The sequence below is a fragment of the Pyrofollis japonicus genome (assembly GCF_033097485.1).
Classification (GTDB): domain Archaea; phylum Thermoproteota; class Thermoprotei_A; order Sulfolobales; family Pyrodictiaceae; genus Pyrofollis; species Pyrofollis japonicus.
Genome location: NZ_AP028634.1, coordinates 404,435 through 430,915, shown reverse-complemented (window position 1 = coordinate 430,915; position 26,481 = coordinate 404,435). Strand labels below are relative to the sequence as shown.

The window sequence follows — 26,481 nt, the reverse complement described above, 5'->3', positions numbered from 1 at the left end:
TCACAATGATGCTCAAACGCCCTACTTGACCTACGCGTATCCACTCTCCAGCTAGGAAGTGTGGAGCTAATTAAGTTAAGCACCATATTAATGTTGTCACTCAACATTAGGTGCATTAGGCCAGAATTTAATACAGTTAGCAGAAAATGTGGTTAGGCTATATTACTTTCTTCTCTCCTTCTCCACCTTTTTGATCTCCTCTATTATTGCCTCAACCGCGTTCATTAGGGCCTCTTCGTCTATAGTTAGCGGCGGCGCAATTCTTATAGTTGAAACTCCGGCGCCTATAACCAGATAGCCTTTCTTGAAAAGCCTCATCAGTATTTCTGCAAGTTCTTCTTTGGCTGGCTCCTTTGTCTTCTTGTCACGAACTAGTTCAACACCTATCATTAGTCCCTTCCCACGAACATCGCCTATCAGCTGAGTTTCATTCATTGCCTCTTGGAATCTTTTGATTACTTTTTCGCCTAATCGTGCTGCCCTTTCACAAAGCTTGTTCTTCTCAATAAAGTCTATGACTGCTAGGGCTGCTGCAACAGATACCGGGTTACCACCAAAGGTTGATGCGTGACCTCCTGGACCTATGCTCATAGCCTTATCCGTTCCTATAACTGCTCCGAGAGGAAGACCTCCAGCTATTGCTTTAGCCGAGGCTATAATGTCTGGCTTCACGTTCCAATGCTCAATAGCAAACCATTTTCCGGTCCTACATATACCTGCTTGTACCTCGTCACTTACGAAGAGTATTCCATGCCTTCTCAAGAGATTTACTAGCTTAGGAAAGAAGTTATCCGGCGGAACAATGTAACCTCCTTCACCCTGTATAGGCTCAGCTATAACTGCTGCCACCTCTGTTGGATCCACAAGTTTTCCAAATACCCATTCTTCTAAGAACCCTATCGTGCGCTCACCGCACTCCTCGGGATCATCTGTGCCGAAGGGACACCTATATGGATACGGATATGGGACGTGTATCACGCTAGGAAGTAGCGGCGCGAAGCCCTTTCTCTGCACAGGCTTACTCGCTGTTAGAGATACTGCCCCCATTGTTCTGCCATGGAATGCGCCAAGAAACGCTATGAGGTACTGCCTTCCTGTGGAATAACGTGCCGCTTTTATAGAGGCCTCAATGCTTTCTGCACCACTATTTGTATAGAATACTTTAGCGGGTTTTTCAACAGGTGCAATGTTTACCAGTTTTTCGGCTAAATCAACCGCGTTCTTGTAGTAGAAATCTGTAAGGCTGTAATGTGTGAATTTCTTGAGCTGCTCGGTTGCCGCCTTTACTACTTCCGGATTAGTTGACCCTACATTAAGGACGCCTAGCCCAGCATTTAGGTCTATGTATGCATTTCCATCAACATCATAGATGACATAGTCTTCTGCACGTTCGACTACAAGAGGATACCAGCGAACGAAACTCTGCATAAGATACTGCTTGTCCTTTTCAACTATTTCACGCGCACGTGGCCCCGGAGGCTCAACCACTATATGCGGCTTAGTAAGCTTTGCACACATGCTTATCGCCACCTAGGAGCTTTGTCCGCTTAGAGTTCTAAGTATCACTACTTTTAAACACCCAGCTACGGTTGTTGCTGCTGGGGGTTGGAATACAGATGAGCAGCGAGCAGAAAGTATATACTGGCATCATACTGGGCTATAGGCTTGGCTCCAACACACAATACGAAAACCAGGTATTCATACGGATTGATGGCATTAACACGCGCAATGAGGCTTCAAAGTTTATCGGATGGAAGGTCTTATACCGCGATAATAAAGGCAACGAATACCACGGAAAGATAATACACGTTCATGGAGGAAAAGGTGTGGTAATTGCAGCGTTTAAGCCAAACCTACCAGGCCAAGCTCAAGGAAAGAACGTCTATATCTATCCCAAAGGAGTAGAACTCGTTTTCGGCGAAAAATAAAGACAAGGAATCAATTTATGTTTTCTAAATACTATTTACATCTACATTGACTATATAAATTGGTTTTTCTGGCTTGCTTTCGCCTAGCTTTACAAGGTATGGAGCTAAAGCGCTTGGTCTTAAATTATGCTGATTTACTTTCTCTAGAGGAACCCATTCTATTCTTAAGTGGTTTTCCTTAGGCACTATTTTGTCGAAATCAATGCTAGCTTTATCGCAGCCAAAATAGAAACCAATCTCATGCACAACGCCGCTATGACGCCTATAGAACGATTCAACAATGAATAATAATTCTGGGTCAATTATTTTCTCTATTCCCAATTCTTCTCTGAGCTCTCTTTCAAGTGCTTGTACAATGGTCTCTTCAGGCTTTACTCGTCCACCAGGAAGCCTGTAAAAATCTCCTTTCTTACTCAGCTGTAGGAGAATCTTACCGTCCCTTATTATTATACATCGAGCGCTCACCCGAAATAGCACAGTGGAACCCCGTGTAAATAGTTGCACGCAAGCACTGAAATTTCTAGTAACTTTAGTAGCCTGCATAGCTAACATATTCGAAGAATACTTGCTTTTTACGAAGAGTATAGAACACTAGTAGGGGCTTCAATAACATCACCATACTTTATCATTTCATTTGAAACCTCAAAAGCCGCTTCTGCACTATCAACTATGAAGGCAACAAGTCTACCACTTATGTCTATAATAGGAGCTAGTACTGAATACTCTTCAGCGATCTTAATGAATCTGCTTAGTGGTCTCAGCCCTATACGATCATTGAGACGAACAATGACATCGTATAGGGCTGTTAACGGGTCATCAATATTGGCAAGAATTATATCTTCGTACCTCCCTATATTCGACACAAGTTCCTCAACTATCTTCTCCCTAGCTAGAGGCTTTCTCAGCTTTATGATAACCCCCCATAAACCGCTCAAATCATATATCGGAAGCATAACATGGTTCATGACTAGCGTACTACCTTCAAGGCTTGCAACAATGGTTTCGACAGACGCAAGCGGCTCGCCTACTTCTGATAAATCAAGTGAATCTATGGAACCATTCTCTAGATACGCATGTATAACGACCTCTTCTAAGAGCCTTGGCAAAGCGGGGTTAGAGAAAGATAAGCCTCTACCATATACTCTTATCTCAACATCTTCGTCTACGCCTATGCTTCCCAGGCCGCATGCCTCCGCTACAACCGGGACATCAAATGATACTCCTATGCCGATCTGGCTTATAAGTGGAATAGGAGTTAGAGTCGCAAATCCCTCTACTTCAACGCATCGAGAAACCCCACTAGCGGTCAGCACTATTCCTGTGTGAAGCTGTCTGGTAAATCCTATGCTGAGCACCATTAACTCTCCCTATATGTAGGTTTGGAGAGCTTAGTCGGGATAGGTGGAGACTGAGACAATAATACGAGGATAATACGTTCTCTGTTCCCCTATAGATCATGCACACAATAGAGAGAATTCACGAAGAGCCTTCGTACGTAACACCACCTACTCCTATCTCTACATCATAGACTTTGTAACCCTTCCTTACAAGCTCTTTCGTGATAATATCTGCATTGCTCTCAGAGACTAGGGCTATAGCTGTACCACCCATCCCGGCACCTGTCAATTTTGCACCATATGCGCCCAGCCGCCTAGCAAGGTGGACAACTTCTTCAAGCGCCTCATGAGATACTCCCATAGCGTTTAAGAGGCCGTGTGCGACATCCATCATTAGACCTATTTTCGCGGGATCTCCTTCCTTCAAAGCTCTTACAGTTTCATCAACTATGCTGTCGGCTATATTCAACAGTCTATATCCTATAGCCCCGAGCACATTTAAACGCTTACTAAATAATGCAACCGCTTTACCTGTTGAACGGGGAATACCTGTATCTATCACCAGGAGTCGTATGTTTTCAGTTCTAACGTCGCTTAATGGCGTAAACCCCCTCTCCTTATGATATATCATAAAGCCCCCATAAGTAGCAACAGTATTGTCAATACCGCTAGGTCTACCGTGTACTATTTTCTCCGACTCATATGCGGCTCTAGATATAAGTGAAAAATCGAGAGAAAGTCCACCCAAAGCTGCATAGCATGCAGAGAAGGCTACAGCAACAGCAGCACTACTGCCAAGACCCGCCCCCATCGGTATATCGGACTCAATAACTATATTTGCGGGCCAAGGCTCTCTTCCACTAGTCTTTGCTAGAAAGTTAACAGCCTCACGAAGATTACAGAAGACTTTACACTCCCTTGAAATATCCTCTGTTACGCCAAGCTCCCTACTCCTAACTACAATACCGTCTTCATGGCTCCGAGAACCTATAGCTCTAGCATAAAGCCCTATAGCAGCAGCAATAGCCCGCGCACCATGAACGACCCAGTGCTCGCCAAGCAGGATAATCTTGCCAGGCGCACGGGCAACACAATCTATCAATACAGCACACCGATCTGGCAAAATCTGTATAAAGAGTAAAAGAGATTATCTAATAAGCTTCAAGAAGATTATGCAAAGCTACCAGAAAGAGAAACTTGAGAATACAAATACAAGAAATGAAATATAAAAAATCATTATTTTATAACTTTTGTTTTAGCTGCATATTGGGTAGTCGTCGGGTACTTTGGCTCTGAAGTATTTTCCTGTCTCGGGGCTCTTGAAGAGGCCTATCTTTACGCCCTTCCTGCCCCTAGGTGCTAGCTGCCACACCTTGATAGGTACTAGCTCAACCTCCTTACCAGTAGTCGGGTCACGAACCTTAACAGGCTTCTCACACGCCAACCCAACACACCTCTTACTCTATTCTGTAGCCTACCCAGTTTCCGTGTAGAGTGTACCCCGTGCACACATTTATAGACTTTACGTTTGCCCGGGTAGGGGGGTTGCAGCACCCCCTGCCTACTTAGTGGGAATACGTAGTGTAATACCCAGAATAGAGTGAGAGAGGCCAGATCTGAGTCAAAACCCGTATTTTTGTTACTCTGTTTCTCTGACTCACGCAGCGCGTACCTAACGTGTATTACACCGCTATACTCTTATACCTTAGCCGTAGCAATACCACACCACAGACACTACAACTATAACGCTTTTAAGCCACCAGAGAAACATGGCGTCGCAACTGGGGTGTTAACCTTCGTCCTCCAAGAACTTCAAACCTAAGATAAATGAAAGAGCATGGGATAAGAGTATAGAAAAACAGCTCCTAGAAACATGGGATAAGGAGAAACTTTACGAGTTTAAGCTCGATGAAAACAAGCCTATTCTCGTAATAGATACGCCACCTCCATACCCGAGTGGCAAGTGGCATGTTGGAGCTGCAGCACATTATGCACAAATCGATATGGTTGCACGCTACTTCAGAATGAAGGGATGGAGCGTATTTGTGCCGTGGTACGCTGATAGAAACGGCTTACCCGTAGAAGTTGCTGTCGAAAAGAAATACAACATATTAGCGCATGAAATGGCGAAAACAAGGGAAGGTAGGGAGAAGTTCTTAGAACTATGTCGAAAAGAACTTGACAAGATAGAGGCGGAGCATGTAAGAATATGGAGGAGGCTAGGATGTAGCTTTACATATTTGCGCAATGGTACAGATAGTCCTGAATATAGAAAGCTAACGCAGGCAACATTCATTGAATTATGGAAGCGAGGCCTTATCTATGAGGATGAAAAGCCCGTTAATTGGTGCCCTCGTTGTAGGACTTCACTAAGCGAGGCGGAAATCGAGCATAAGGAAGAGGAAGCATACCTCTACTATGTTAAGTGGAGAGTTAAAGAAACCGGTGAGGAGATAGTAATAGCGACTACGCGGCCAGAGCTCATAGGTGCTGCAAGGGCAGTAATCTTCAATCCGGAGGATAATAGGTACAAGCGTCTTAAAGGCTTCCACGCAATAACACCAATATACGAGTTTGAGGTCCCCATTATCGAGCACCCTGCAGCTAAGCCTGAATTCGGCACTGGATTAGTAATGATAAGTAGCTATGGTGACTGGATAGACGTACAAGTGATAAAGGAGCTTGGACTTAAACCTCGCATACTGATTAACCCAGATGGAACGATGAACGAGAACGCTGGGTTCCTGAAAGGGCTGCCAGTGAGAGAAGCAAGGAAGAGAATGGCGGAGGAGCTTGAGAAGAGGGGGCTAATAGTCAAGAAGGAAAAACTGAGACACAGCGTCCCCATATGCTGGCGATGCAAGACCCCAATAGAAATAATCCATGTAAAAGAGTACTTCCTTAAACAAATTGAGTATAAAGAAGTCTTAAAAGAGATTGCAAAGAAGCTTCACTTCAAGCCTGAAAAACATCGACAGAAGCTGCTTGACTGGATAGAAAGCATTTCCATGGATTGGCCAATATCGAGAACAAGATACTATGGAACCGAGATCCCAATATGGAAGTGTAGGAAGTGCGGGGCTAAGCTTGTACCAGAGCCAGGCCGCTACTATATACCGTGGAAAGAGGAGCCACCCTGGGACAAGTGCCCCGTCTGTGGCGCGCCACGCGAAGAGCTTGAGCCTGAAACCCGTGTCTTTGACACGTGGTTTGATTCAAGCATAAGCGTGCTATATGCTTCAGGATATATGCGAAACATTAAGCTATTCGAGAAAGCATTCCCAAAGAATGAAGAGCTTCCATACACGCTAAGGCCGCAAGGCGTTGACATCATCCGTACATGGCTCTACTTTACACTGCTACGTGTCTATCAGTTGCTCGGTAAACCAGCATTCCGCTGGGTACGAGTAACCGGAATGGGGCTTGATCCGAAGGGCAGGGCTATGCACAAGAGTCTTGGAAACATCATTGACCCTGAACCATACCTTGACAAGTACGGGGCAGACCCCTTCCGCTTCTGGGCAGCTGCTGCTGCAAGGCTTGGAGACGACTATCGCTTCAGCGAACAAGTGCTAAAGACAGGTAAACTGTTCTTAACGAAGCTATGGAATATATCTAGGTTCGTCTCAAGCTTCCCTAGACCAAACAACAACTACAAGCTTAGACCAATAGACCTAGTGTTCCTTGGCGCCTTGAACGACGTTATACGTAAGGTTGATTACTATTACGGCGTAGAGCTCGATGTACACCACCCAATAAACACGCTCTACAACTTTACGTGGAACGTGTTTGCCGCACACTATATTGAGCTAGTAAAAGCCAGGGCCTATAACCGCGAAGGAGAATTCTCCGAAGAAGAACAAAGAGGTGCTTGGTTCACACTACATACAATACTGGATGCTATACTAAGGATGCTTGCACCCATACTCCCCTTCGTAACCGATGCACTGTATAGGCGCCTCTACGGAGAGAGTGTGCATCTCCAGCCATTCCCGGAGCCTAAGAAAGAGTGGGATACCGAATATGCCAAGATGCTTGAAAAGATATTAGAGTTCAACAGCGCGCTGTGGACGTGGAAAAAACAACACGGGATAAAGCTAGGAGAAGGCATAGAAACACACATAGTGTACGCCAGCGAAGAATATGAGCCATTCATAGACGATCTCGCAAAAATGCACAAAGTAACAATTAGGACCGGAAAACCGCCCAGCAACGCTGAGGAAATAGCTCCAGGAGTGTTTATTGCACCAAGGTAGCGGGCGACAAGATGCTGAAAAACCAAAGCTGAAAATTGATGATGTATCGGATTTCGGCTGAGATCTCTTTTTACTTACACATAGTAAGAGCCTTGTCAAGGATCGGTCTCAATAAATACTCAATATGCTTAAATACATCATCTCCTTCAAGCATTTCTGAAATACTTAACGCCATTGAGCACGCTATTTCATCTACGAAGCGATAACCCTGCTCATAATACCTCAACGCTTGCAGAAGTGTTGCAAATTGTTCTGCAAGCTTAGCCATCCTTGACTCAATGCTCCTTTGCTCCATGTATTCTCTCACGAGATCATGTATAATGTTGTTTCCCATATGCTCATATAGTGCATCAAGCTCTATCTTTTCCTTAACATCTTTTCCGAGCCTTTCAGTGACATACTTAACAAGGTCGCCGATAAGGGCCTCAGATACATCGTGTACTGCAGCTATCGACGCAGAACGATACGCATCTATCTTTACACCCTTCCTCGCCAAGTATTCCGAGAAAAATAGCGCCCAAAAGCTGGCCTCGTTCATATGCTCCGATATGCTCTCGGCTATAGCAGAGTGAACCCCTCTGAGCATCCAGCCAGTACGTGGTGTAGCCTTTAAAGCAGCCATAATCCTATCAAGCTTCTTAACTATGTCCGAGAAATTGCTCTCGCTCATATTTTGCGCCCTTTTAAGAAAGCTAACAAAACAATATGTAGGTTAATAAAGGATACAAGAGCGTAAGGGGGTTCTTAGATACTATGCAGTAGTCAGATACTTCAGAATAATGCGCTTCTCTGTGTCATTTCCAGCTAGAAAGCGAATGAGTTGAAGGCCGGGAGCCCCGGGGTCATAGAACCGCCTGTCGGCGGGCTCAGCCCCGGGTGTCGCGGGTCAGTTAGGACGTTAAACCCTTGGGACCTAATATAGTCTTATGACTACAAGTGAGGTAGAAGAGACAAATAGAAGGAAAAGTAAAGCTAGTAATGCAATAATAGCTATAATACACAGCACTCTCTTAATAGTATTTAAATGAATTTAAGAAGAAAGAGAATCCTATATTATATTATACTCTCGATACCATGCCTTTTCTATTCCTATTTATTATAGGCGATTTAGGATTATGAATGAGGGTTGTCTACTCTGTCCTGTCCTGAGACGAGCACTCTTGTAAGCATGAAATACAACATATTATTTTACCTATTTACCTGTACTGATACAGTAAAACATTTTGAAATAAGTTTACAGTATTGTTAAGCGATAATACTTGCCAAAATAGGTGTTACAGGCGAAGCTTGTTCAAGGCATAACTATGCTTTGGATGAGTAATAAAAGGTATATTTCGTATATGTTTCACTAATAATAGCTAAAACTCGTGGAAGCTTCTAGCACGGAGAAAGCTGTGATTAAGTATGATTTTATAAGTTAGGAAAAACATAGAACTAGAATGATAAATATTAAAGATAAACTAAGTAAATTTCCGAATAGCGCACAAGTATCAAAATTAGGGAAATATAGAGCTTTCATTTGCCATATTGCGGATGTAGTGCAGGATGTCTGGGATCTATCCAAAAGACAACGGTGGAGGCATTTTTGATGCAGGGATTCCAGTCTCAATGATTCTTACGATATCTATAATTTCGAGCCCGGTGTCTACAGAATAGCCGAGCCTTGAAGCGAGGATTAGAAGTGCATAAGCGAAGAGAGCTACTCTTCCCCAGATTCTTCTCCCAGCAAGCTTCCTAAGAAGTTTCTCGTATCTTTTCACAAGGTATTTTGCTATCCTGCGTTTAGCTTCGCCACCACTTTGTGCAACTAATATGCCAGCCTTTACGGCATTCTTGTACGCTGTTTTTGTGAGCCTCTTAGGCGATACATAAACATAAACTATGTCGGCTGTAGTGAAGTCTTTTCCTCTCAGGTCTTCAACTTCTTTTCTTAGCCTTGTTATTCTCTTAGTGAATTGGCTTGGTGAAACAGGTCTGCTGCTTTGAGTGCTTACGTAGATCCCGAGTACAAGGGGATTTCCTATAGGGAGCGGTAGTGCAATCACATATACGCGTCTATCAGTGGACGAGTGTATTTTTGGCGAATAGAGGTGTATCCTTGCAGTCTCAGCTATGTTGATTAGTCTTCGGATGCCTCGGAGCAGAGGCTCAATTACCATATTTGCTTCGCTTAATGCTAGTTCTCTTCGCTTAAGCTCAGTCATTTTCATCGTTAGCGTCCTCGTCTATGCCTTACTTCATTCTCCCAATGCATGGTTAAGTCCTTATTAGACTTGAATCTTAAGTTCCAATGACTCTATTCAGGTAGGTAAGCTCCATGAATATTTGGCGAGGTCTACAGGGTAGTACGTAACAATGGTAGTCTTTTTCCTGAGCCGAAGACAAAATAACTGTGAAATATTCTATCAAGCCATTGGTAAGAACCGTGCCCGGAATAAGCCTGACAGGCTACATGTGATAAGGTATTAAATAATGGCCGTGAAGAGAGGACCACGAACTGATTTCGATCGTAGATGAAGAAACCCTGCATCGCGGAGCCGGTTCAAATCCAAATTAGTACTTCTTCCCTATCCGGGTTTAACAATATGTAAGCCTGGTCTGCCTATGAGTAATTGTTACGACGTAATGCTGTCATAAGAACAGTATGGCGAGTTGTAAAGGATATGGGAAACAGCTAGGAGTTTTGGATCAACGAGGGAATATATGAGGCGGCCCGATCCCAGCTTGGGGGAGCTGCGGGGCCTCGCGGACCCCAAACATGTGACACCCTATTTGACAGCCAATTTGACTAGTCAAATGAATAAGACCCCGCAAGTCATATACCAGCATTTGACTATGGCTGAGAACGCTACTCCAAGCGTAAGCCTCCTTCTAGACATCGCTAAGAGGCTGCCAAGCCTCCTCGAGGGGTTCAGAGAATACGTGCACTCTAGATATAGAAAAGAGACCGCTAGGCACAACTACAACTATATTAGGAGACATGGCCAGCAAGCCCTAACAAACCCTACCTATATATCTAAACTAACATACAAGCAGGCACGCCACCTCCTCCTAGGCCTCGCGGCGCTGAGAGACTATCTAGCACTAATGGGTATGAGGGAGCACGCCGAGGTACTCGACTCCTACTTGAAGCAGCTAAGAAAACTCGCTCCCAAGCCGACAAAGGTGAAGCTCCTAGAATACGAGTTAGATAAGTCAATAATAGAGAAGGCCCTCAATGAGGTAGAAAGAATAGTGAAGAGCGGGGCTGCATACACAACTAAGCTTGCAGCGCTAACAGCCTTCTTTACAGGGCTAAGAGAGCCAGAGATAGTGTACCTGCTACAGAACTATCCTAGGCTGAGAAAGATCCTCGAGGATGGTGCAGTCATTGTTGAGCTGGGTTTCGACAGGCGGAGCAAGAAGGCATGGGTGACGATTATTCCTAACGATCTAGCCGAAATGATAGAAGAGGTCCACAGACATAGACTTAGCATAGGCATGAACCTAGTCAAGGATGCGAGGGATAGGCATGGCCTGCATGTGAGCATTCACAGGAAGTCACATGCAGCAATACTTGGTCCATTCATGAGCGAGAACGAGATAAAGCTCCTGCAGGGCAAAGTCGGCGAGATCATGGTAAAGCACTATACCAAGCACTTGAGGGAGCTGGCTAGGAGGTACCTCGAGGCATATAAAGAGTATATCGAGAAGCTGAGAACCGAGTGGGCTAGGGCTGCTCTCCTATCAATGCAAGTAGTCGAGCAAACAAGAAGAGATAGTCCTCTCCCTTCCGCGTCAGCTTGAACACCCTTTCTCTCCCCCCTTCTTCCTCCTCTATGAGCCCCTTAGCCTTCATGATCTCTACGTATTTACTGACAGTAGTCATTGAGCCTCCTCCGCACTTCTGCAGACCTGTTAGATTCGCCTTACCCCCTGCTTCTTTTATACACAACAAGTAACGGTAGATAGTGGCTAAGTCGGCGCGGAGCTTGCGCCCCACATCCAGCTCCCATACAGCCCTTACAGGTACGCGATAAAATGTAGCACTGCTCACTCTTACTTCCCCAGAGTAGAGTATCCTATTCTCTCCGTAGTACGAGGCTATGGCAGTGTGTTACCTGGTCCTAGTCTCTGGTGAAGCTACTCAAGGAAGAAAGAATATGGCATGAAAACTAAGAAAAGATGCCTTGCTTAGCCATGTTCTGATGGCAATCTGGCAATTACTGCCGCTATAAGTGCTAGTATCATCAGCGCCGATGCCGTAAGCGATGCTGTTTTCCCCACGTCCTCACATTTCTCTGCAAGATTTAGTGCATCTATGTATGCCTGCTTGGGATTAATCCTTATCTCCTCTGCAACATTATCTACAGCATTCTTAGCGTCAAAGGCCTTGAAGATTATCGGTACTAGAGCGAACATTGCTATAAGGAAGCCTGTTGCCAAGCCTAGTAGGAATACACGCGTAGATGGCTTCAATGATTACCGCCGCTCATTGCTTAAGAAATGGGTGCGGAAAAGAGATCTAGGGCTTAATATGATTCTATGCAATGATTAGCCAAGCACTCTCTTCAGCATCTCTTGCCTCAACACTAGGTATATTGTGAATAGTAGCTTTATTGGCAGGAAGAGCATTAGCGCGGTGACCGTGAAGCAGCCTATCCTCGTGCATACGAGGTATAGCGGTCTATCCACGCCCAGGATCCAGAGTATTATCAAGTAGAAGTCTATCAGCACGCTGATAGCTAGCAGCGCCTTGGTGAACCCCGCCCGCTCAAAGATCTTTGCAAAGACGTAGGCCACACTGACCATCGCAGCTGCTATCACTATGTAAGCTAGCTGCTGCATGCTATCGCCTCGTCCCTGGCGGATACTCTACACATGATCCGTTGGGAAGACACTCAACCAGGCCAGAGGGATACATAACGAACGGAGCAGCCTTCACATTCGTGGCATTGGATGGTGGCGGTGGAGGAGTGGCAGGCCTAGGTGCTGGTGTTGACGCATGGCTAGGTGGCGGCGGAGGCTGCGCAGGGGTAGCTATTGTGGTCGTTGCAGTAGTGTTTGCCGCTACATGGTGCACTGTTGGATGGAGCCAGATTATCAGCATTATCGCTACTAGGAACAAAGCCAGTAGTGCTAGGATGCCAGCGTTTCTCTGGATCCAGCTAGGCCTAAGCTTCTCGGTGGAGAGCTGATACCTGGCCCTGGCGGCCACGCTTATGTCGTAGCGGTCCTGCAGCAGTATGCCCAGAGATCTACGCCATGTATCGTATACTTGGCCTAGTAGTGCTAGCAGCGAGGCTGCGAGAGTCTTGTCGCCTGTCTCCTCCTCTATCCTATCGACTATCTGCTTAACATTGTCGGAGACCACTATCCTAGGCTCCCTGTTTATGAGCCTGAGGAGCTTAGTCGGCGGATACGAGCTATACACATCTAGACCTGGGCTGGCCTCGACGTAGCCCTCGCTCACGCCTATCGCCGAGAGCGTTATGAGCAGGGTCTGAGGCGTAAGTGCCCGCCAGATGACCGCTATCATCCACGCTATTCCTAGGATTAGTGCCGCGAATGCTGCGAGATCTACGCTCGTATATGCTACATTCATTACCTTGATGTAGACGTTGTGCGTCACCCAGAACGTGTTGCTGAAAGCCAGAGCTATTAGCGCCAGCATCACATACATGCTGATTAGTTGCCTCACGAAGAGTCCGAAAGGAGACGGCACCCCTGGCGGTCCTCGGGCATCGATTAGCGAGACTGGCTCGGCGTAGGCCTCTGGATCCTCCTTTGTCTTCAGCAGGTATGGTCCAGCCTGGACTATGTAGCCGTCCCGCCCCTTGACAACCCTGTAATCGTAGAACATCAAGTGGTTGCCCATAAGGTCCTTTAGCACTAGCATGCGCTCTGGGCCCCTAGGCATGAAGAAGAATGCTAGCGCGTCGAGGAGGCTCGGCGCATGGGCGCGGTGCCTGGTCCACAATATAATGTAGAACATCACTGCAATTATTGGCGCGAACATTATGTAGTACAGGTATGTCTGCTCCGCTTGTAGATGCCTCTGCCACAGGTATTGCAGGATCTGGCGCAGGACCTCCTCACTTAGACCTGGTTGCGGCACTCCTCCTCCCCCTCTTTCCTCCTTCCTGCTCATTATCGACTGGTATGGCGTAGCTCTTCTCCTTCTCAGGAAGCTCGCAGATAACGGTACCGTCCGCCAGGACTCTCAGCTCCCCCTTGTTCCCGTAGCACTTCTTCAGCTCCCCGCTCCTCCACGCATTGTAGAGGCTCGCCATAATGGTGTTCCTTATCGCAGCCTCCTTCAGCAATGTCTCATAGTGCTGCCTTACCTGCTCGACCTCCTCCCTGGCCTCCCTCCTAGTCCTAGCAAGCTCCTCCTCGAGTTCCCTGATCCTCTGCCTCAGCTTCTCCTCCCTGCCCCTGCTGAAGAGATCCCTTAGAACAAGAATTATGAAGACCCAGACCAGGAAGATCAGGCTGTAAAAAAGGTAGTTGAGCACAGGGTATCCTAGGATGCCTTGGCTCATCCCCTCCTACCCAGTACTAGTATTAGTGTTACAGCGAGAGTAGCAACCACTAGCAGCGGTAACACCGCGGTACTGGATCTATTGACCACGCTGCTTATGCTGCCGAGCGCGTCGCTGAGCTTCTTCTGCCAGCTGTTGCTACTGTTTTGCTGCGTAGTGGTGCTCGGTGTAGTAGTTGTTGTGTTGCTTGGCGGCGTGGATGTCGTGGTATTATTGCTATTGTCGCTGTCGTCATTGCTCGGTGGCTGTGTAGTTGTTGTGCTGTTGTCATTGCCTGGCGGTGTTGTATTGCTTGGCGGTGTGCCTGGCAGAGTCAATGAGCCCGTATATATTATGTGGCGGGTGCTCCAGTAGTCTGGTCTGTAATCGTACTCGAACGCTATCTGTGTTCCTGGCGTGCCGCACAACAACATTGTCGCGCTCGTCACTTCCCCCACCGAGCTTATCAGCGTTATGTCTTGCCCTGCGACCCTGAGCTCGACTATAGGCGTGCTGAGCGGCTCTGGCTCAAAACCGTAGTCCAGTATAGCGTACGCCGCATACGTTATTGATACACCTATCTCCTGTATGCTCTCCACCGTTATGTTCAGCACGTGTATGGGGTCGACTCTCTGGAAGCGGAGCCTAGCCCACCAGCACTTACCGTTGCTCGCCGAGCCCCATGCACCGCCCTGCAGGAGCCAGAGCCCCTCGTAGCCCTCAGGAAAGTCTGGGTCTGGCCGCCCCATGTCAAGAATATTGACGATATGAGATATCGGCGCATACACCTTGTGGCTAAACCTCGTATACACCCTGCCATTGATGCCTATCCCTAGCCCGCCGTTCGGGTCATCGCTCCACACGGGGTGATCCACGATCGATATGTTGCGCACATGGTACGCGTCCTGGAGATCGATATAGATTGATGCACTAGCGCTGATAGCCAACACGGGCAGAACTAATAATATTAATAATAGTATGAGGTGCCTCATCTCCTACCACCCCTTCTACGCGCGTGTAAAACACCCGTGCCTATCGCGACACCCACCAAAAGAATCGCAATGTCTGTGACGAGTGAGGCACCAGCGCCAGCGATAGCGCCAGCAACAGCAGGATTCTCGTTCATAGCGCCAATGATCCCAGCGGAGCCCTCTTCATACGCTATGTTGTGCTGCTGCGCCAGCTCCTTCAAGTTCCTAACACTAGTAGCAAAATACAGCGTGCCAGCAGGGCCCCGCAAAGCGAACGATACCAGCCCGATAACATTGCCTGCGGCATCGGTTACGGGCCCGCCAGAGTTGCCAGCATCGGTTATGCCGCCGAGCTCTATGAGGCCGCTAGCAGTCCATGTCAAGTGTGTCTCGAGGACTCTTGGGTGCTCGCTTAGAGCGTGTAAGTCGTTATTCAACACTTGCAGCAATTCCGACGGGTAACCGATAACATATATCGTCGACGTGGGCGGCGGCATCTCCCTCGCTAGCCTAAACACGTACTTGTCAGTGAAGAGCTCTGGGTGATCCACGCTAATGATCGCTGCGTCTCCTTGGCGGTCTAGGGCCACTACGTGGCCTGTGCTCTCAACGCTACCGCGTATGATTGTCACAGTAGCGCTAGGATTGTAACCAACAACATGTGCGGCGGTTGCTATGTAAGACGGGTTCATCCACCAACCAGTACCATATTGTCCCTGGTAGACCACGACCACGGTTCCTTTCAACCATTCCTCGGAGAAGCTTAGCTTCTGAGCAGTAGTTGTGTTAGTGGTCTCAGCATAGGCTGGAGAAGCTAGGCTAGCAAGAAAAAACAATAGGGGTATAAATACTAGCAGCTTCCTCTTCTTCGCCTGCTTGTAGCTTATGAATAGTGCTAGGCCGACGAAGCCCAGCAGGAGAACCGTGAGTGCTGCACTTGTTGCTGTGCTAAACGCGTGCGCTATGGAGTCTAGGTAGCTCTGGCTACTCGATGGCGGCCTAGGTGTTGCGACTATGTTTCCGCCCCCGTTGCTTCCGCCAGAGCCAGGGCTGCTGCAGTCGTAGAGCCTGGTGCCGCTGACAGTTACCCTGCCGCCATCCCTTTCATCCTTCATTATGTCTACTAGCCCGTTTATCTGGAATGTGGCCACCTCGTCGCTTCCCACTAAGACCCTGGCGTGCCCGCTGCAGTCCACGTCTACGACGAAGCTCCTGCTCACTTCCCTCGTGCCTAGGGCGGGCGGGGAGACGTCTATGTTCTCGCTGTAGACCTCGTCGCCGTTGATCTTTATAGCGAAATGGTAAGTGAAGCCCCAGAAGAAGTTAGGATTAGGCTTCAGCTCCGCGTACAGTGGCCCAGCCTGCACATAGGCCTCGCCAGCCTGGAACGCTATGGCGAGGCTCGTGACGCTAGCAGAGAGCACGAATGTATGCCTATACCCTGGCGTCAAGTCATAGTGGGTATCGCGCCAACTAAGATAAGTCTGCTCGGCGTGCGCTAGCTCTGCGAAAAAGGGTGTAAGGAGCAGAGCTAGGATTGCTAGGCCTAGCAGGTGCCTTCTACGCCCTTTACCGCTTAGGAGTATTGTCGCTATGCCAAGCAGCAGTATTATGATTATCAGTACCAACGCGGTGCTGCTGCCCGAATGCTGCGCCTCTGCAGCTTCCTCGACGGGTGTCACAGGCTGCACGGTAACAGTACCGTTAGATGTTAGCGTTACCAGCTTGTCCGCGTGATAATACGTTCCATCTTTTAATGCGACGACCACGACTCTAAGCTGGTCGCTGCTCAGCTGGCTCTTGTCCAGCTCGTAGAAGCCTAGGTCATTCACGGTGCCCGCGGCGACGAGGTTGCTACCCTCGTAGACGTATACTTTCGCCCCGCTGAGGGCATAGCCGTTCATATCCGTGACTGTTATCCTCACCTTGTCCCCAGATGTCTCTACTCTCACCTGCGGCTCCTGCTCGTAGCCTAGGATCTGCACAGTGTAGTATCCTGACTCTGGCAGCCCGAAGTCCACGAATGTCGAGTTCAACGGTACCTCGTGGGTCTCAGACCATATGTCATTGCTTATCCTGACCTGGAAGCCGCTGGGCACGTAGAAGCGCACCTTCTCGCTGGGATACTCTAGCTCTATCGTGGCGTTGGGCAGCACGGTGGTGCCAAAGACGCCAGCAAGGTCGATCTTGTAGTCCTCGATAAGGCCCGCCTGGTTAGGCGAGCCAGATATTCTCCACTCGTACACCATACCATTGTACTTTATGCGGAATACCGAGCCTGGCGGCACATACTTCAAGTGCAGATAATTATCGCTCGCCAGACTCTTGACTAGAAACAGCGTGGGGTGCTCGGCTGGTACCCTAGCCACGCCGCCGTATGGTGTCCCAACTATCCTGTTTACCAGGTCGAAGTAGTGGGTGCCGTTGGTGAACGACGCCGATATGAATAGTAGTGGATTTTCTACTATGTTTTGTCCTGTATTTATACTACGCGTCATCAGCACGTATGATACATATCCTTCAAAGTATACGTCACCAGCTCTCCCTATTGTCGGCGTATCTGTTGTCGCTGTTGGATCCAGTGTCCTGTTCTTATATCCCTCGAGCACGCCGTTCACGTATATTTGTACCTCGTTGCTGGCTGCAACGCCAGAAACGGTGTACCATTCTCCTAGCACGACTTTCGACTCCGAGTATACATCGTTGTACGCAGTACCATTCCCCATGACGAATACTAGCTTGTCGTTAGCACCCCACCACCCTATCTGGTAGGGATCAATTACCCAGTTCGTCGTACCCCCCGCGCCGTGGAATACCCGCATAAATGACGTCGTCGGTTTACCTGTCGGCTTAAAGCTCGCCACTAGGCTAAATACTTCGCCATTACCAAGCTGTGGCCCCGAATCAAACTCCACATAGTCATTACCGTCCAGATACCAGTCATACAATACTGGAGCAACAACATCGTCTACCCCAAGATCCGCGTTGCTCAAGTTCAGCCTTTCTATCAGCTGGCTGCCTCTCTGCTCTATTCCCAGCCCATTAGCGTCGTATGTTATCTTCCATACTGTGCCTTGGCTTAGTTGTAGCTGCGTAGAGTAGAGTACATGTGGCTGCTGCACCTCTTCCGTCAAGTGCAGGCCGCCTGTCCACCTGCTGAGCCCCAGTGGTAGGCCGTTGTGTAGCAACGCTGCAAGCACTATCACTATCACTAGGAACGCCAGACCGACACCTGCCAGCAGGTATACCCCGCTGCTCGTTCTCCGAGCCATGCCTATCACCCTACATGGTTCCTATTCCTGCAAAAACCATGGGCTAGGATCGCTGAATGCTTGCATGGATTATCGACGTAGCACCGCCGCTACCGCTAAGACGAATAACAGTATGACAATGAGCCAGAACGCTGCGGGGTTGCTCTCGTATGCCGACCTGAGTGGTGCTAGCCAGCCGTTCTCGTTCACTCGGTTGCTGTTGCTGGGCTGCGTGGTTGTCTCCGTGGGCTGCTGCGGCTGGGGCTCTGGAGTATTGTTGCCGCTTAGGAGCCTTACAGCTACGCGCCAGTTGACGGCGCTGGCGTCCCCGCTGTACCCCTTGACTATGAACTTCACAGTGCCCGTTGTATCGATAGTTCTCGTCCACGGGCCTGTATCGCTCCAGAGATATGCTGTTGAGTGCGTGATTAGCCAACCCCATGTCTGCGATGTGCTTGCGTTATTGTAGTCTGGGTTACTGCTGTCAAACACGAATAAATCAACATCACCGCCGTCATGTGTCTCGTCGAACCATACCGAGAGTGTGCCGCTGGCGCTAATGGTGAATTCTTCCTCTCCGCTTCCGCCCCTTATCAAGGTGTAGCCAGACGGCGGATCCTGCAACGCTCTTAGCTCAACATACTGTATGCTGCTTGCAAATAGATTTGCACCATCGTCAGTCATTAGCAGGACTTTCGGCGAGGAATAGTTCGCCAAGGGTATTGATAGCTTCACCGTGTCGACGTATATAATTATGTCGTAATTTGTACGCATTATGGCAACGTCTCCGCTCACGGGTGATACCTTGACGAGCTGGAGATTGCTCACACTGTTATCCGTGGAATTGACATCAGCTACCCCGACCACTAGGCCATCGCTATACACGTTATTCAATAGATACGCGTATACAACGGACTCACCCGTGTTCAGATCAGTAGCGGGAGCGTCTAGGGACAAGACTATCGCTGGCATGATGTTGTCTCCAGCCGCGGCGTCCTTCAACTCGTCGCTCAGCACCTGCACGTAGCTGCTGTTCACGATCTGCAGCGTCCCAGCCGTAGCATTGTACATGTATGCTGATAGCTGCGTAAAGTCATAGGTATTCAAGACCACGATCTTTACATCGTCTGCATGGGCTGGCAGGGCTGCTAGCAGGGGCAGGGCTAGGACCAGGGCTAGCAGGGCTAGGCTCAGAGCCCGATTCATTTCCTCTTATCACCTGTTTGGATTTCTATTCGTTTTCTTGTGGGACTGTGGCTACCCTTAGCGGCGAGCATGGATTTATGATCATAAACGATGGCAGAATCTGTGCTCGTGCTTACCACGCACGGGTACAGGTTCTATGATGGTGAGAGGCTTGAGTAAGGAGCTTGAACGCGGCCTCTTGATAGGCAGCAGCTCTGTCGATGCACCTATCTGGGTTCTTAGGAAGGCGTATGGGGAGAAGTCGGCTCTCCTGGCCTTCCTGGCTAGAATGTCTAACTCTGCTGAGCTAGAGCTCTGCGCGAGCATAGCGTCGATCATGGGTAGGAATCTCGATAGTTGCCTCGAGAAGCCCCAGATAGCAGTATCGATGCTGAGGGACTTCGTGGAGTCAAAGGCCGAGCTAGGCATACCTGTATCAGTTAAGGAACTCGTGCTCAGCGGGATGATGGCCTATGGCAGGGAGGAGAGGGAGGAAGAAGAGCAGTAGGAAAGGGGGCCTCTTCAGGCCAGCTAGGCACAAGTGGCTAGCAGACATAGTGACGTTCAAGGACCCCGACAAGGCTGAGGACGCTGCGGAGAGGCTCGTGCACGGCATGGAGCGGGGCAGGATAGGCAGGATGAAGGTGGGGAGGAAGAGGGCGCTAGCGATCTACCGTGCCCTGGTAAACGCCGCTAACAGGGCAGAGGCCTCTGCCAAGAGGAGGGATCTCAGCCCCGAGGAGAGGAGGAAGCTGCGGGAAATCGCCGAGATCTATAGGGAGGCTGCCGAGGAGGCGAAGGAGATCTATCACGAGAAGTACGCCGAGGACTAGCCTTGTCCCGTCTCAGCACACATACCCAGTACGTATTAGTATAGCATCGCGCACTAATGGGTGAGATCTTGGGTGAGACTCTCGCGAGACAAGAGATCTTGGGCAACGTGGACTTCTTCTATGTGGTCAACTACACCTTGGTGCTGATAGGTAACGCGCGTGCAAGGGTTAGGACAAGGGGCCTACTCCCCGATATAGCTGACAGCGTGGACCACTACAAGCAGACAATAGAGCACCTGAGCGACCTCGTGGCGCCCCTCTTCCCTGGCGAGGAGATGTCCTCCGTAGAGGAGCTGCTGCGGGAGGCGGAGGACCTGCTGAATAAGAATAGGCCCGTCGAGGCGCTGAGGAGGTATAGGCAAGCGCTCCGAGTCATGCTCCGAGTACTCTATGAGAACGGGCTACTCCTGCCGCAGAGGAGGATAAGGGTGGGCAGCATTGCTGGTCCTAGCCGACCTAATCAATAGGGCCTACGAGAAGAACGCGGTCATAACCGCCTACGTGTACGGCGAGTTCGGGACAGGCAAGACCAGCTATGCTATGTGGGTGGCGTTCCAAGTACTCGAGGACTGGAACAAGGTCTTGGAGCGCCTCTTCTTCGACCCCAAGGACGCGATAGAGGTCATGGAGAGGGCTATTAACCGTAGGCAGCGCGAGAAAATAATCATAATGGATGATGCTGGGATCTGGCTAGACAAGATGACTTGGTGGGAGCGCGAAAAAGTAGCCTTCATGAAGTTCTATAACTTGATCAGAAGCATAACCGCGGGCATAATATTCACCACGCCCAGCGAGGAGCTACCCAGGAACCTTCTCAACAAGATATTCTTCAGGGTAAGCGTGGCCCCGTTGTCGAAGCGGCAGCTGATAGAGATGGTGGACGACTACGCGGCGTACAAGGCCATGCTCGACGAGTACGGGCTCCCAGAGTACTGGAGCCTAGCAACAGGCTACAAGCTCAGAACCCTGCCGAACTTCCTGAAATTCGTGAAGAAGGAGTACTATGACCCGTACCCGACCTATTACCCAGACGAGGTCTACAAGAGGTACGAGGACATAAGGTGGCGCGCGGTAAAGAGGGCCTTTGAGGAGTGGAGGCAGAGCCTCGACGGCAGGGAAGAAAATGAGAGGGAGAAGCTGCAGCTAAGGGCACTGAACATGCTCAAAGCTGGCGCGAGCATCAAGGAGGTGGCGAAAATGCTTATGGATGCAGGGGTTCCGAGATCCACTGCGTACAGGTGGATCAAGCAGATAAGAGAGATAATAGACTACGATGGCGCCGACTAGTCCTCGGCTATGATAATGACTGTTATTTTCCTGCCCCTCGTAAGGTAGTGCTGGATCTTCCTATGATCATCAACGCTCACTATGTAGAGCGCGTGCTTCACCGAGCCCTTCTTCCGTAGCTTCCTGAGCTTCTCTCTAGCCTCCCAGTAATCCCTAGCCTCGACCACGTACATTCTCCCCATGCTTCCCGAGCCTCTTCTTCTCCAGCTCGACTATGAGGCTGATCCTCCCATAGGTCTCGGTTATCCTAGCTAGCAAGCTTTCCATTTCCTTTATCTCATCTGCTAACTCCCCTACTAGGCTGTCGAGGCGCTGAATTCTCTTCTTGTAGGATATTTTCTCGAGGACTGGCAGGGGCCTCACCCATACATATTATTCTGTGCAACAGGCAGCCGTATACCAGGCCACGCCTACACAGCATCAAGAAATCATAACACTCCTTCACCGCGTCCCTGCCCCGTTCCTCACTAGCTTCCTTATCTGCTCGACGAGGATGTGGTATCTTTTCTCGGCTTCCTCGCCGCTCCATGTATATTCTATGTCTCTGCGCTCGGTGATGTCTGCTCCGAGCTTTCTGTGCTTTCTCGTCAAGCTTATGTACAATGTTACGTAGTACTCGCTGTTACCGCGCTTGATGAGTTCGAGCCTAGCTCCAGAGAGGAGCCCGCCCACCTTGGCGATTAAGTAATAGTTGCCAGCCTCATCATAGATGATGCACGTGTATTCGTTAACTAGATGCGTTTGCTCCATGTCCGCTCCACTCCCTCTAATTCTACTTCTCTTGATAGTCGCTGCAGCACTACTTTCATGAATAGGTCCTTTTCGCGGGAGTTCTTGGCTGACCAGCGCCCGCCAAGCATCTTCTCTATTATGCTTGAGTTAGGCCTCGTCCAGGAGCTACTATCAAAGCTCGTTAGGCCTAGTCCTACTAGCCTCTTGATGTGGTCGGGCTTTAGTGCTACTCCTAGGCCGTGGCAGCTTAGCCCGTGCCTCGAGGCTATGCTGCAGACTTGCTCCACTATCGCCTGCTGGCAGTGCAGCTTGATTACCCGCCTGTTCTTGGCGGTCCTGCTGCAGTTCAGCTTCAATGGCGCTGCGAGACCAGTAGCCCAGGGTATGCTTGCGGCCTCGAGCGCGGCCCTTGAGTAGCCGCCGAACGATGGAGAACTATGGACCACCAACAAGCACTCATAGTCCTTGCACAGCATCCTGCTAAGGAAATGGGTTGCAGCCTTAAGGGTGAACGCTGGGTCGTGTAGCCAGTCAGGCAGTATTATCGTGATGTTCTCTGGCTTGTACCTTATATCGATCTCTAGCACGAACCTCTTGAGGTGCTCGAGCCAGCGATCCAGCAGAGGCCGCTCCCCCCGCTTATAGAAATTGAACATCCCGTTGTCGACCAGGAAGTCGTAGAAGTAGAGCTTCCTCGAGGGCAGCCGCTGATTCGCCAAGCTCACCAACTGGTACTTCCACCAAGAGGGGGCTCCCTGGGCGTAGAACCTCACAGGCATCGATGCTCACCACTCTTCTTCGTCTTCCCATTCGTCTTCGTCCTCACAATCATCTTCCCATTCATCACACTCCTCTTCCTCGTCGTCATCCTCTGCAAGCTCTTCGATAATCTCGTTCCAGAGATCACTATCATCCTTGCTCAGCAGCTCAACCCTCTCAACCTCGGCGTTGAGCCGCGGGTCAAGATCCCTCTCAAGTAACTCCGTAATCTTTTCCTCGAGCATTGCTGGCACCGCGTACACATCAAGAGGGTGCTTTATCTCCACGCCAAGCTCGCTAGGATCGACCTCAACCTCCAACACAACCTCGAAACGATAACTAGCCATAGATCGTCACCTCTTGGCAGGTTCTTTGATCCTGTGTTTGCCTTCGAGGAAGTCGATGTAGAGCCTTAGCGCGTCGCGCACGATGTCGGGTAGGCGCTTGCCCTGCTCCGCGGCTATCTTCTCGAGCCTCGCCGCCGTGGAGTCGTCTAGCTCTATGCTCAGCCACTCGGTGGTCTCTAGGCCTCTGAGCTCCTCGAGGACACTTGGCCACCGCTTGTCTAGCTCGAGGCTGCTGATGCACGTCTTGTAGATCCCCTTCTCCCTGTCGACGTACTTTACGAGCTTGCCTGCCTCGGCGTATTTGCGGAGGTTGCGGAACAGGGTCTCGTACTTGCGGAACCCCACCAGCCTATGTCTTAGCAGCTTCTTGTAGGCCCTAGTGAACTCCGCCTTACTGAACTCGAAGCAGTTAGTCAGTGGATCGATATCCATCCTCTTCAGCGCGATATATGCTAGGATCTTGAAGGTGACGCTGTCAAGCACCTGCTGCCACCCTAGTTGGTCATGTACTTCTCCTTGACCTCCTCGAGCCTCTTGGCTATGGTTTGGAGTCTCTTGGCCAAGTTCCTTAAGGCTGGCTTGTACATTGTCGACGATCTGAGCAGCATCTCTACTATGTCGTATAGCTCGAGGATTAGCTCCTCGAGGGGCCTAGGATCGATCTCTACGTGGACCCGTTGCTCGTTCATATTGAGGTTAATGATAACAGGAGTTCCTGTGTAGCCCAGCGCTTGGCTTGTGCCAGTTGCGAGACCCTCTATTATCCCCAGCATAGTCTTCTTTATGAGGCTCTTCTTTTCCTGCTCTAGTCCTAGATACCATATTTTGTATTGTAGTGGTACTCTTATGCAGAGCGTAGTAGTTTCTGTATACAGACGTCTGTATACCTGAGCCTCCCCAGAGAGAGACTCTGCGCGTGCTCCAAAGGATCCAGTAGATGCAATAGAAACCTTGCTGCTTCTCTCACCGCTCATATATTATCACCGCTATCGGCTCCTTGTTAGAGGTAGGTATGTTGACTATGTAGGAGTAGGATGTTATGCCGTAGCGGGATGCGATTTCCTTTGGTTGCCGTATTCCGTGGCTGTCTTTGCCTGGGTGCCACTCGTCGACGAGTCCCCCGTCGACGAGGTAGAGTACTCTTAGCCTGGTCTTCTTGAGAAGCGTCCTCATCGCCATGTCCGTTATCTCTAGTGATTTCGATAAGCGGTCCATTGTCGCGTCCGCGTCCGCGAGTTTTGCTGCAACATATGTTGCTGCAGCAGCCCTTACGCGTGGGCTGGGGTTCCCAACACCCCTTATGAAAACATTGTAAATCTTCATGGCGTATAGCTCAACTATTGTGGGCAGCTCCAGCTCCGCTATAAGGTGCCTCACGTAGCTGTCGACGAGTGCCTCCTCGTTGAGCTTAAAGAGTATGCCAGCCCTGCGTAGGAGTCGCTGCAGGCTCGGACTATTGTACTTGTAGAACAAGGGGTGCCCATGGACGCCGAGGGCATACATTAGCGCAGCCCTTACCGCGTTCTCGTTCCCCGCGTTCGGAACCCGCTTCTTGATAACCTTGAGCGCCCAGGCAGAGTCCTCGCAGATCCTTGTCGGCAAGTCCTCCTCGGAGCAGATCCTGCCGAGGTGCTGCAGCAGCCCTATCATCTTCTTAGACGCGTACTTGCCCTTGGTCACCTTGTAGTGCGTCCTCGCTAGCCGCGCGTAGCCCTTCCGCAAAGCCTCATAGTACACTATGTATGTATGCAGCCCGTTGTCGTGCACAAGCTCCGTCAACGGGGCTCCAATCCTGCTGCGCAGCATCCTCTCATGCTCATCGTAGGCTCTCCACTCTGGGCCATAATCAAAGGGCAGATCATCGACAACTATGCCAGTAGCATGATCCACTAAGAGCCCATCATTATTGACGATAACTATTCTCTTAGCCTCCGTCACCTAGGCCACCCCCACTACTCGTCGCTTGAGGACACCGTGGCGCTCGAGGAGCAGCCTGATAGCAGCCCTCACGGCCTCGCTCCTATTCCTATAGACCCCAGCGCTCACCAGCTCGTCCAAGCCCTCGAGGAACATCTCAGGAATCTTGACGACCAGGTGCCGCGTCATTGCTTGGTCACCACTCGTCTCTTGGCTCGTATTTCTCGGCTTCTTCGAGGAGTTGTTTGGCTATCTTGTGCGCCTCTTGTATCTCCTCGTGCCCTAGTAGGTGCTTCACGGTCTCCCTGAGCTTCTGTATGACCTGTGCCCTTGCCCGCAGCTCCTCGGCTAGCCTCCTCTTCTCCTCGGCCTGTTTGAGGTACTCTTCGTGGTCTCTGAGGTAGACGCAGCTCTTGTCGAGGACTCCTAGCTCCCAGGCCTTCTCTGGCTCCCTCTCGAGGACCTGCCTGATCTCGGGGGCCAGCTTGTCGATTATTGGCTCGAGCCTCCTGCGGGCCTCCTCCCTAGTGCGCTCCATGGCCTCTCTGGCCCTGTCCTCTAGGCGCGCGGCCTCGATCCTGCCAGGCTTGGCGCCCAGCTTGTCGAGGACCTCCACCCATTCTCCGAGAACCTGCTTGGCCCTCTCCTCGTCGAACGCCTTCACGGTCTCCGCGTCCTCGTACGCCACTATCTCTCCACGGCTCGTAGCGTAGATCCTCAGAACGAGCTGCTGCAGCACGCCGTACTTGTCCAGCGGCCTAGCATCCACTTCGAACAATAGCTCGTCCCAGGAGCCTACTCGCTCCAAAAAATCACTCAGCTCATAATATACGCGGACGGGGATCTCTCCCATCAAACCACCCCCTACGTTCTGGTCAGTTACTATCTTACTATCTGTGTAAGCTTTATAGTGTTTGTCAAATAAAGAGTCAAATACCAGTCAAATAGTCTGCGGGGTCGAAACCCTTTTATCCTACTAAAAGTGTAAGACTGTAGCGCGGAGAAGAGCCTTGAGCCACGAATACTTATTGAAGAAGATCCTCACAAGCCGCCTATCTGGACCAGAATTCGTGGAACTAATGGAAGCCTACGGGATAAGACCCAAAGATCTAGGCATAACCCCAAACTACAAAGCCCGCCTCAAGAAAGGCGAACGCGACCCCAGCAACCAGCTA

Annotated in this window: 32 protein-coding genes; 7 read left to right on the top strand and 25 right to left on the bottom strand. The window is 49.8% G+C overall.

Going from position 1 to position 26,481, the window contains the following annotated elements:
• Positions 1–162: 162 nt before the first annotated feature.
• Positions 163–1,518 carry an acetyl ornithine aminotransferase family protein gene (locus SBG41_RS02150; protein WP_317895903.1) on the bottom strand — a complete coding sequence of 452 codons (1,356 nt, stop codon included), beginning with the start codon at positions 1,516–1,518 and terminating at the stop codon, positions 163–165.
• A gap of 98 nt (positions 1,519–1,616) precedes the next feature.
• Between SBG41_RS02150 and SBG41_RS02145 the strand changes: the two genes are divergently transcribed.
• Entirely contained in the window at positions 1,617–1,928 is a 312-nt protein-coding gene (locus SBG41_RS02145) for a 50S ribosomal protein L35ae (protein WP_317895902.1), read from the top strand.
• A gap of 24 nt (positions 1,929–1,952) precedes the next feature.
• Here the strand turns inward: SBG41_RS02145 and SBG41_RS02140 are convergent, their stop codons facing one another.
• From SBG41_RS02140 to SBG41_RS02125, 4 genes are all read right to left on the bottom strand, one after another.
• A complete protein-coding gene (locus tag SBG41_RS02140; RefSeq protein WP_317895901.1) occupies positions 1,953–2,393 on the bottom strand; it encodes an NUDIX hydrolase in 441 nt (146 codons plus the stop codon).
• Between the two features lie 107 nt (positions 2,394–2,500).
• Positions 2,501–3,286 (bottom strand): hypothetical protein, encoded by a 786-nt coding sequence (locus tag SBG41_RS02135; protein WP_317895900.1) that lies wholly within the window; start codon positions 3,284–3,286, stop codon positions 2,501–2,503.
• 118 nt (positions 3,287–3,404) lie between these two features.
• The gene (mvk, locus tag SBG41_RS02130) at positions 3,405–4,367 is read right to left on the bottom strand and encodes a mevalonate kinase (protein WP_317895899.1); all 963 of its coding nucleotides are present in this window, start codon (positions 4,365–4,367) and stop codon (positions 3,405–3,407) included.
• A gap of 153 nt (positions 4,368–4,520) precedes the next feature.
• Positions 4,521–4,709 (bottom strand): chromatin protein Cren7, encoded by a 189-nt coding sequence (locus tag SBG41_RS02125; RefSeq protein ID WP_011822285.1) that lies wholly within the window; start codon positions 4,707–4,709, stop codon positions 4,521–4,523.
• A gap of 379 nt (positions 4,710–5,088) precedes the next feature.
• On the opposite strand from SBG41_RS02125, the gene SBG41_RS02120 reads away from it, so the two are divergent.
• Positions 5,089–7,521 carry a valine--tRNA ligase gene (locus SBG41_RS02120; RefSeq protein ID WP_317896485.1) on the top strand — a complete coding sequence of 811 codons (2,433 nt, stop codon included), beginning with the start codon at positions 5,089–5,091 and terminating at the stop codon, positions 7,519–7,521.
• Between the two features lie 70 nt (positions 7,522–7,591).
• On the opposite strand, the gene SBG41_RS02115 is transcribed toward SBG41_RS02120, so the two are convergent.
• The gene (locus SBG41_RS02115) at positions 7,592–8,191 is read right to left on the bottom strand and encodes an HD domain-containing protein (RefSeq protein WP_317895898.1); all 600 of its coding nucleotides are present in this window, start codon (positions 8,189–8,191) and stop codon (positions 7,592–7,594) included.
• Positions 8,192–9,077: 886 nt separating this feature from the next.
• Positions 9,078–9,731, bottom strand: a complete 654-nt coding sequence (locus tag SBG41_RS02110) for a hypothetical protein (RefSeq protein ID WP_317895897.1) — start codon at positions 9,729–9,731, stop codon at positions 9,078–9,080.
• A 493-nt stretch (positions 9,732–10,224) separates the two neighbouring features.
• Here SBG41_RS02110 and SBG41_RS02105 point away from each other — a divergent pair, with 493 nt between their 5' ends.
• The gene (locus SBG41_RS02105) at positions 10,225–11,307 is read left to right on the top strand and encodes an integrase (protein ID WP_317895896.1); all 1,083 of its coding nucleotides are present in this window, start codon (positions 10,225–10,227) and stop codon (positions 11,305–11,307) included.
• Here SBG41_RS02105 and SBG41_RS02100 read toward each other — a convergent pair.
• The 8 genes from SBG41_RS02100 to SBG41_RS02065 form a co-directional block, all read right to left on the bottom strand.
• Entirely contained in the window at positions 11,231–11,557 is a 327-nt protein-coding gene (locus SBG41_RS02100) for a hypothetical protein (protein ID WP_317895895.1), read from the bottom strand. The genes SBG41_RS02105 and SBG41_RS02100 overlap by 77 nt on opposite strands.
• Before the next feature lie 137 nt (positions 11,558–11,694).
• A complete protein-coding gene (locus SBG41_RS02095; RefSeq protein ID WP_317895894.1) occupies positions 11,695–11,979 on the bottom strand; it encodes a hypothetical protein in 285 nt (94 codons plus the stop codon).
• A gap of 75 nt (positions 11,980–12,054) precedes the next feature.
• Positions 12,055–12,348, bottom strand: coding sequence for a hypothetical protein (locus SBG41_RS02090; protein WP_317895893.1), 294 nt, complete (start codon positions 12,346–12,348; stop codon positions 12,055–12,057).
• Position 12,349: 1 nt separating this feature from the next.
• The gene (locus tag SBG41_RS02085) at positions 12,350–13,618 is read right to left on the bottom strand and encodes a hypothetical protein (RefSeq protein ID WP_317895892.1); all 1,269 of its coding nucleotides are present in this window, start codon (positions 13,616–13,618) and stop codon (positions 12,350–12,352) included.
• A complete protein-coding gene (locus tag SBG41_RS02080; protein ID WP_317895891.1) occupies positions 13,596–14,045 on the bottom strand; it encodes a mediator of RNA polymerase II transcription subunit 21 in 450 nt (149 codons plus the stop codon). The genes SBG41_RS02085 and SBG41_RS02080 overlap by 23 nt, the downstream gene beginning before the upstream one ends.
• Complete coding sequence (locus tag SBG41_RS02075) at positions 14,042–15,016, bottom strand: hypothetical protein (protein WP_317895890.1); 975 nt, start codon at positions 15,014–15,016, stop codon at positions 14,042–14,044. The genes SBG41_RS02080 and SBG41_RS02075 overlap by 4 nt, the downstream gene beginning before the upstream one ends.
• Positions 15,013–18,267 carry a LamG-like jellyroll fold domain-containing protein gene (locus tag SBG41_RS02070; protein ID WP_317895889.1) on the bottom strand — a complete coding sequence of 1,085 codons (3,255 nt, stop codon included), beginning with the start codon at positions 18,265–18,267 and terminating at the stop codon, positions 15,013–15,015. Before SBG41_RS02070 ends, SBG41_RS02075 begins: the two co-directional genes overlap by 4 nt.
• A 69-nt stretch (positions 18,268–18,336) precedes the next feature.
• Entirely contained in the window at positions 18,337–19,452 is a 1,116-nt protein-coding gene (locus SBG41_RS02065; RefSeq protein ID WP_317895888.1) for a hypothetical protein, read from the bottom strand.
• A 151-nt stretch (positions 19,453–19,603) separates the two neighbouring features.
• On the opposite strand from SBG41_RS02065, the gene SBG41_RS02060 reads away from it, so the two are divergent.
• From SBG41_RS02060 to SBG41_RS02045, 4 genes are all read left to right on the top strand, one after another.
• On the top strand, positions 19,604–19,939 hold the full coding sequence (locus SBG41_RS02060) for a hypothetical protein (protein WP_317895887.1): 336 nt from the start codon (positions 19,604–19,606) through the stop codon (positions 19,937–19,939).
• Positions 19,905–20,264 (top strand): hypothetical protein, encoded by a 360-nt coding sequence (locus SBG41_RS02055; protein ID WP_317895886.1) that lies wholly within the window; start codon positions 19,905–19,907, stop codon positions 20,262–20,264. The genes SBG41_RS02060 and SBG41_RS02055 overlap by 35 nt, the downstream gene beginning before the upstream one ends.
• Before the next feature lie 68 nt (positions 20,265–20,332).
• Positions 20,333–20,731 carry a hypothetical protein gene (locus SBG41_RS02050; RefSeq protein WP_317895885.1) on the top strand — a complete coding sequence of 133 codons (399 nt, stop codon included), beginning with the start codon at positions 20,333–20,335 and terminating at the stop codon, positions 20,729–20,731.
• Positions 20,703–21,551: a helix-turn-helix domain-containing protein gene (locus SBG41_RS02045; protein WP_317895884.1), complete on the top strand. Its 849-nt coding sequence runs from the start codon at positions 20,703–20,705 to the stop codon at positions 21,549–21,551. The genes SBG41_RS02050 and SBG41_RS02045 overlap by 29 nt, the downstream gene beginning before the upstream one ends.
• On the opposite strand, the gene SBG41_RS02040 is transcribed toward SBG41_RS02045, so the two are convergent.
• The 10 genes from SBG41_RS02040 to SBG41_RS01995 form a co-directional block, all read right to left on the bottom strand.
• Complete coding sequence (locus SBG41_RS02040; protein WP_317895883.1) at positions 21,548–21,718, bottom strand: hypothetical protein; 171 nt, start codon at positions 21,716–21,718, stop codon at positions 21,548–21,550. The genes SBG41_RS02045 and SBG41_RS02040 overlap by 4 nt on opposite strands.
• Positions 21,705–21,914, bottom strand: a complete 210-nt coding sequence (locus tag SBG41_RS02035; RefSeq protein ID WP_317895882.1) for a hypothetical protein — start codon at positions 21,912–21,914, stop codon at positions 21,705–21,707. Before SBG41_RS02035 ends, SBG41_RS02040 begins: the two co-directional genes overlap by 14 nt.
• Before the next feature lie 78 nt (positions 21,915–21,992).
• Positions 21,993–22,301, bottom strand: coding sequence for a hypothetical protein (locus SBG41_RS02030; protein ID WP_317895881.1), 309 nt, complete (start codon positions 22,299–22,301; stop codon positions 21,993–21,995).
• On the bottom strand, positions 22,283–23,062 hold the full coding sequence (locus tag SBG41_RS02025; protein WP_317895880.1) for a hypothetical protein: 780 nt from the start codon (positions 23,060–23,062) through the stop codon (positions 22,283–22,285). The genes SBG41_RS02030 and SBG41_RS02025 overlap by 19 nt, the downstream gene beginning before the upstream one ends.
• 6 nt (positions 23,063–23,068) lie before the next feature.
• Complete coding sequence (locus SBG41_RS02020; RefSeq protein ID WP_317895879.1) at positions 23,069–23,389, bottom strand: hypothetical protein; 321 nt, start codon at positions 23,387–23,389, stop codon at positions 23,069–23,071.
• A 6-nt stretch (positions 23,390–23,395) separates the two neighbouring features.
• Entirely contained in the window at positions 23,396–23,872 is a 477-nt protein-coding gene (locus tag SBG41_RS02015) for a ribbon-helix-helix domain-containing protein (protein WP_317895878.1), read from the bottom strand.
• An 11-nt stretch (positions 23,873–23,883) separates the two neighbouring features.
• Positions 23,884–24,363 carry a hypothetical protein gene (locus SBG41_RS02010; protein WP_317895877.1) on the bottom strand — a complete coding sequence of 160 codons (480 nt, stop codon included), beginning with the start codon at positions 24,361–24,363 and terminating at the stop codon, positions 23,884–23,886.
• Positions 24,353–25,327 (bottom strand): transcription initiation factor IIB family protein, encoded by a 975-nt coding sequence (locus SBG41_RS02005; RefSeq protein WP_317895876.1) that lies wholly within the window; start codon positions 25,325–25,327, stop codon positions 24,353–24,355. Before SBG41_RS02005 ends, SBG41_RS02010 begins: the two co-directional genes overlap by 11 nt.
• Positions 25,328–25,495 (bottom strand): ribbon-helix-helix domain-containing protein, encoded by a 168-nt coding sequence (locus SBG41_RS02000; RefSeq protein ID WP_317895875.1) that lies wholly within the window; start codon positions 25,493–25,495, stop codon positions 25,328–25,330.
• A 7-nt stretch (positions 25,496–25,502) separates the two neighbouring features.
• A complete protein-coding gene (locus SBG41_RS01995; RefSeq protein WP_317895874.1) occupies positions 25,503–26,159 on the bottom strand; it encodes a hypothetical protein in 657 nt (218 codons plus the stop codon).
• Positions 26,160–26,481: the final 322 nt, after the last annotated feature.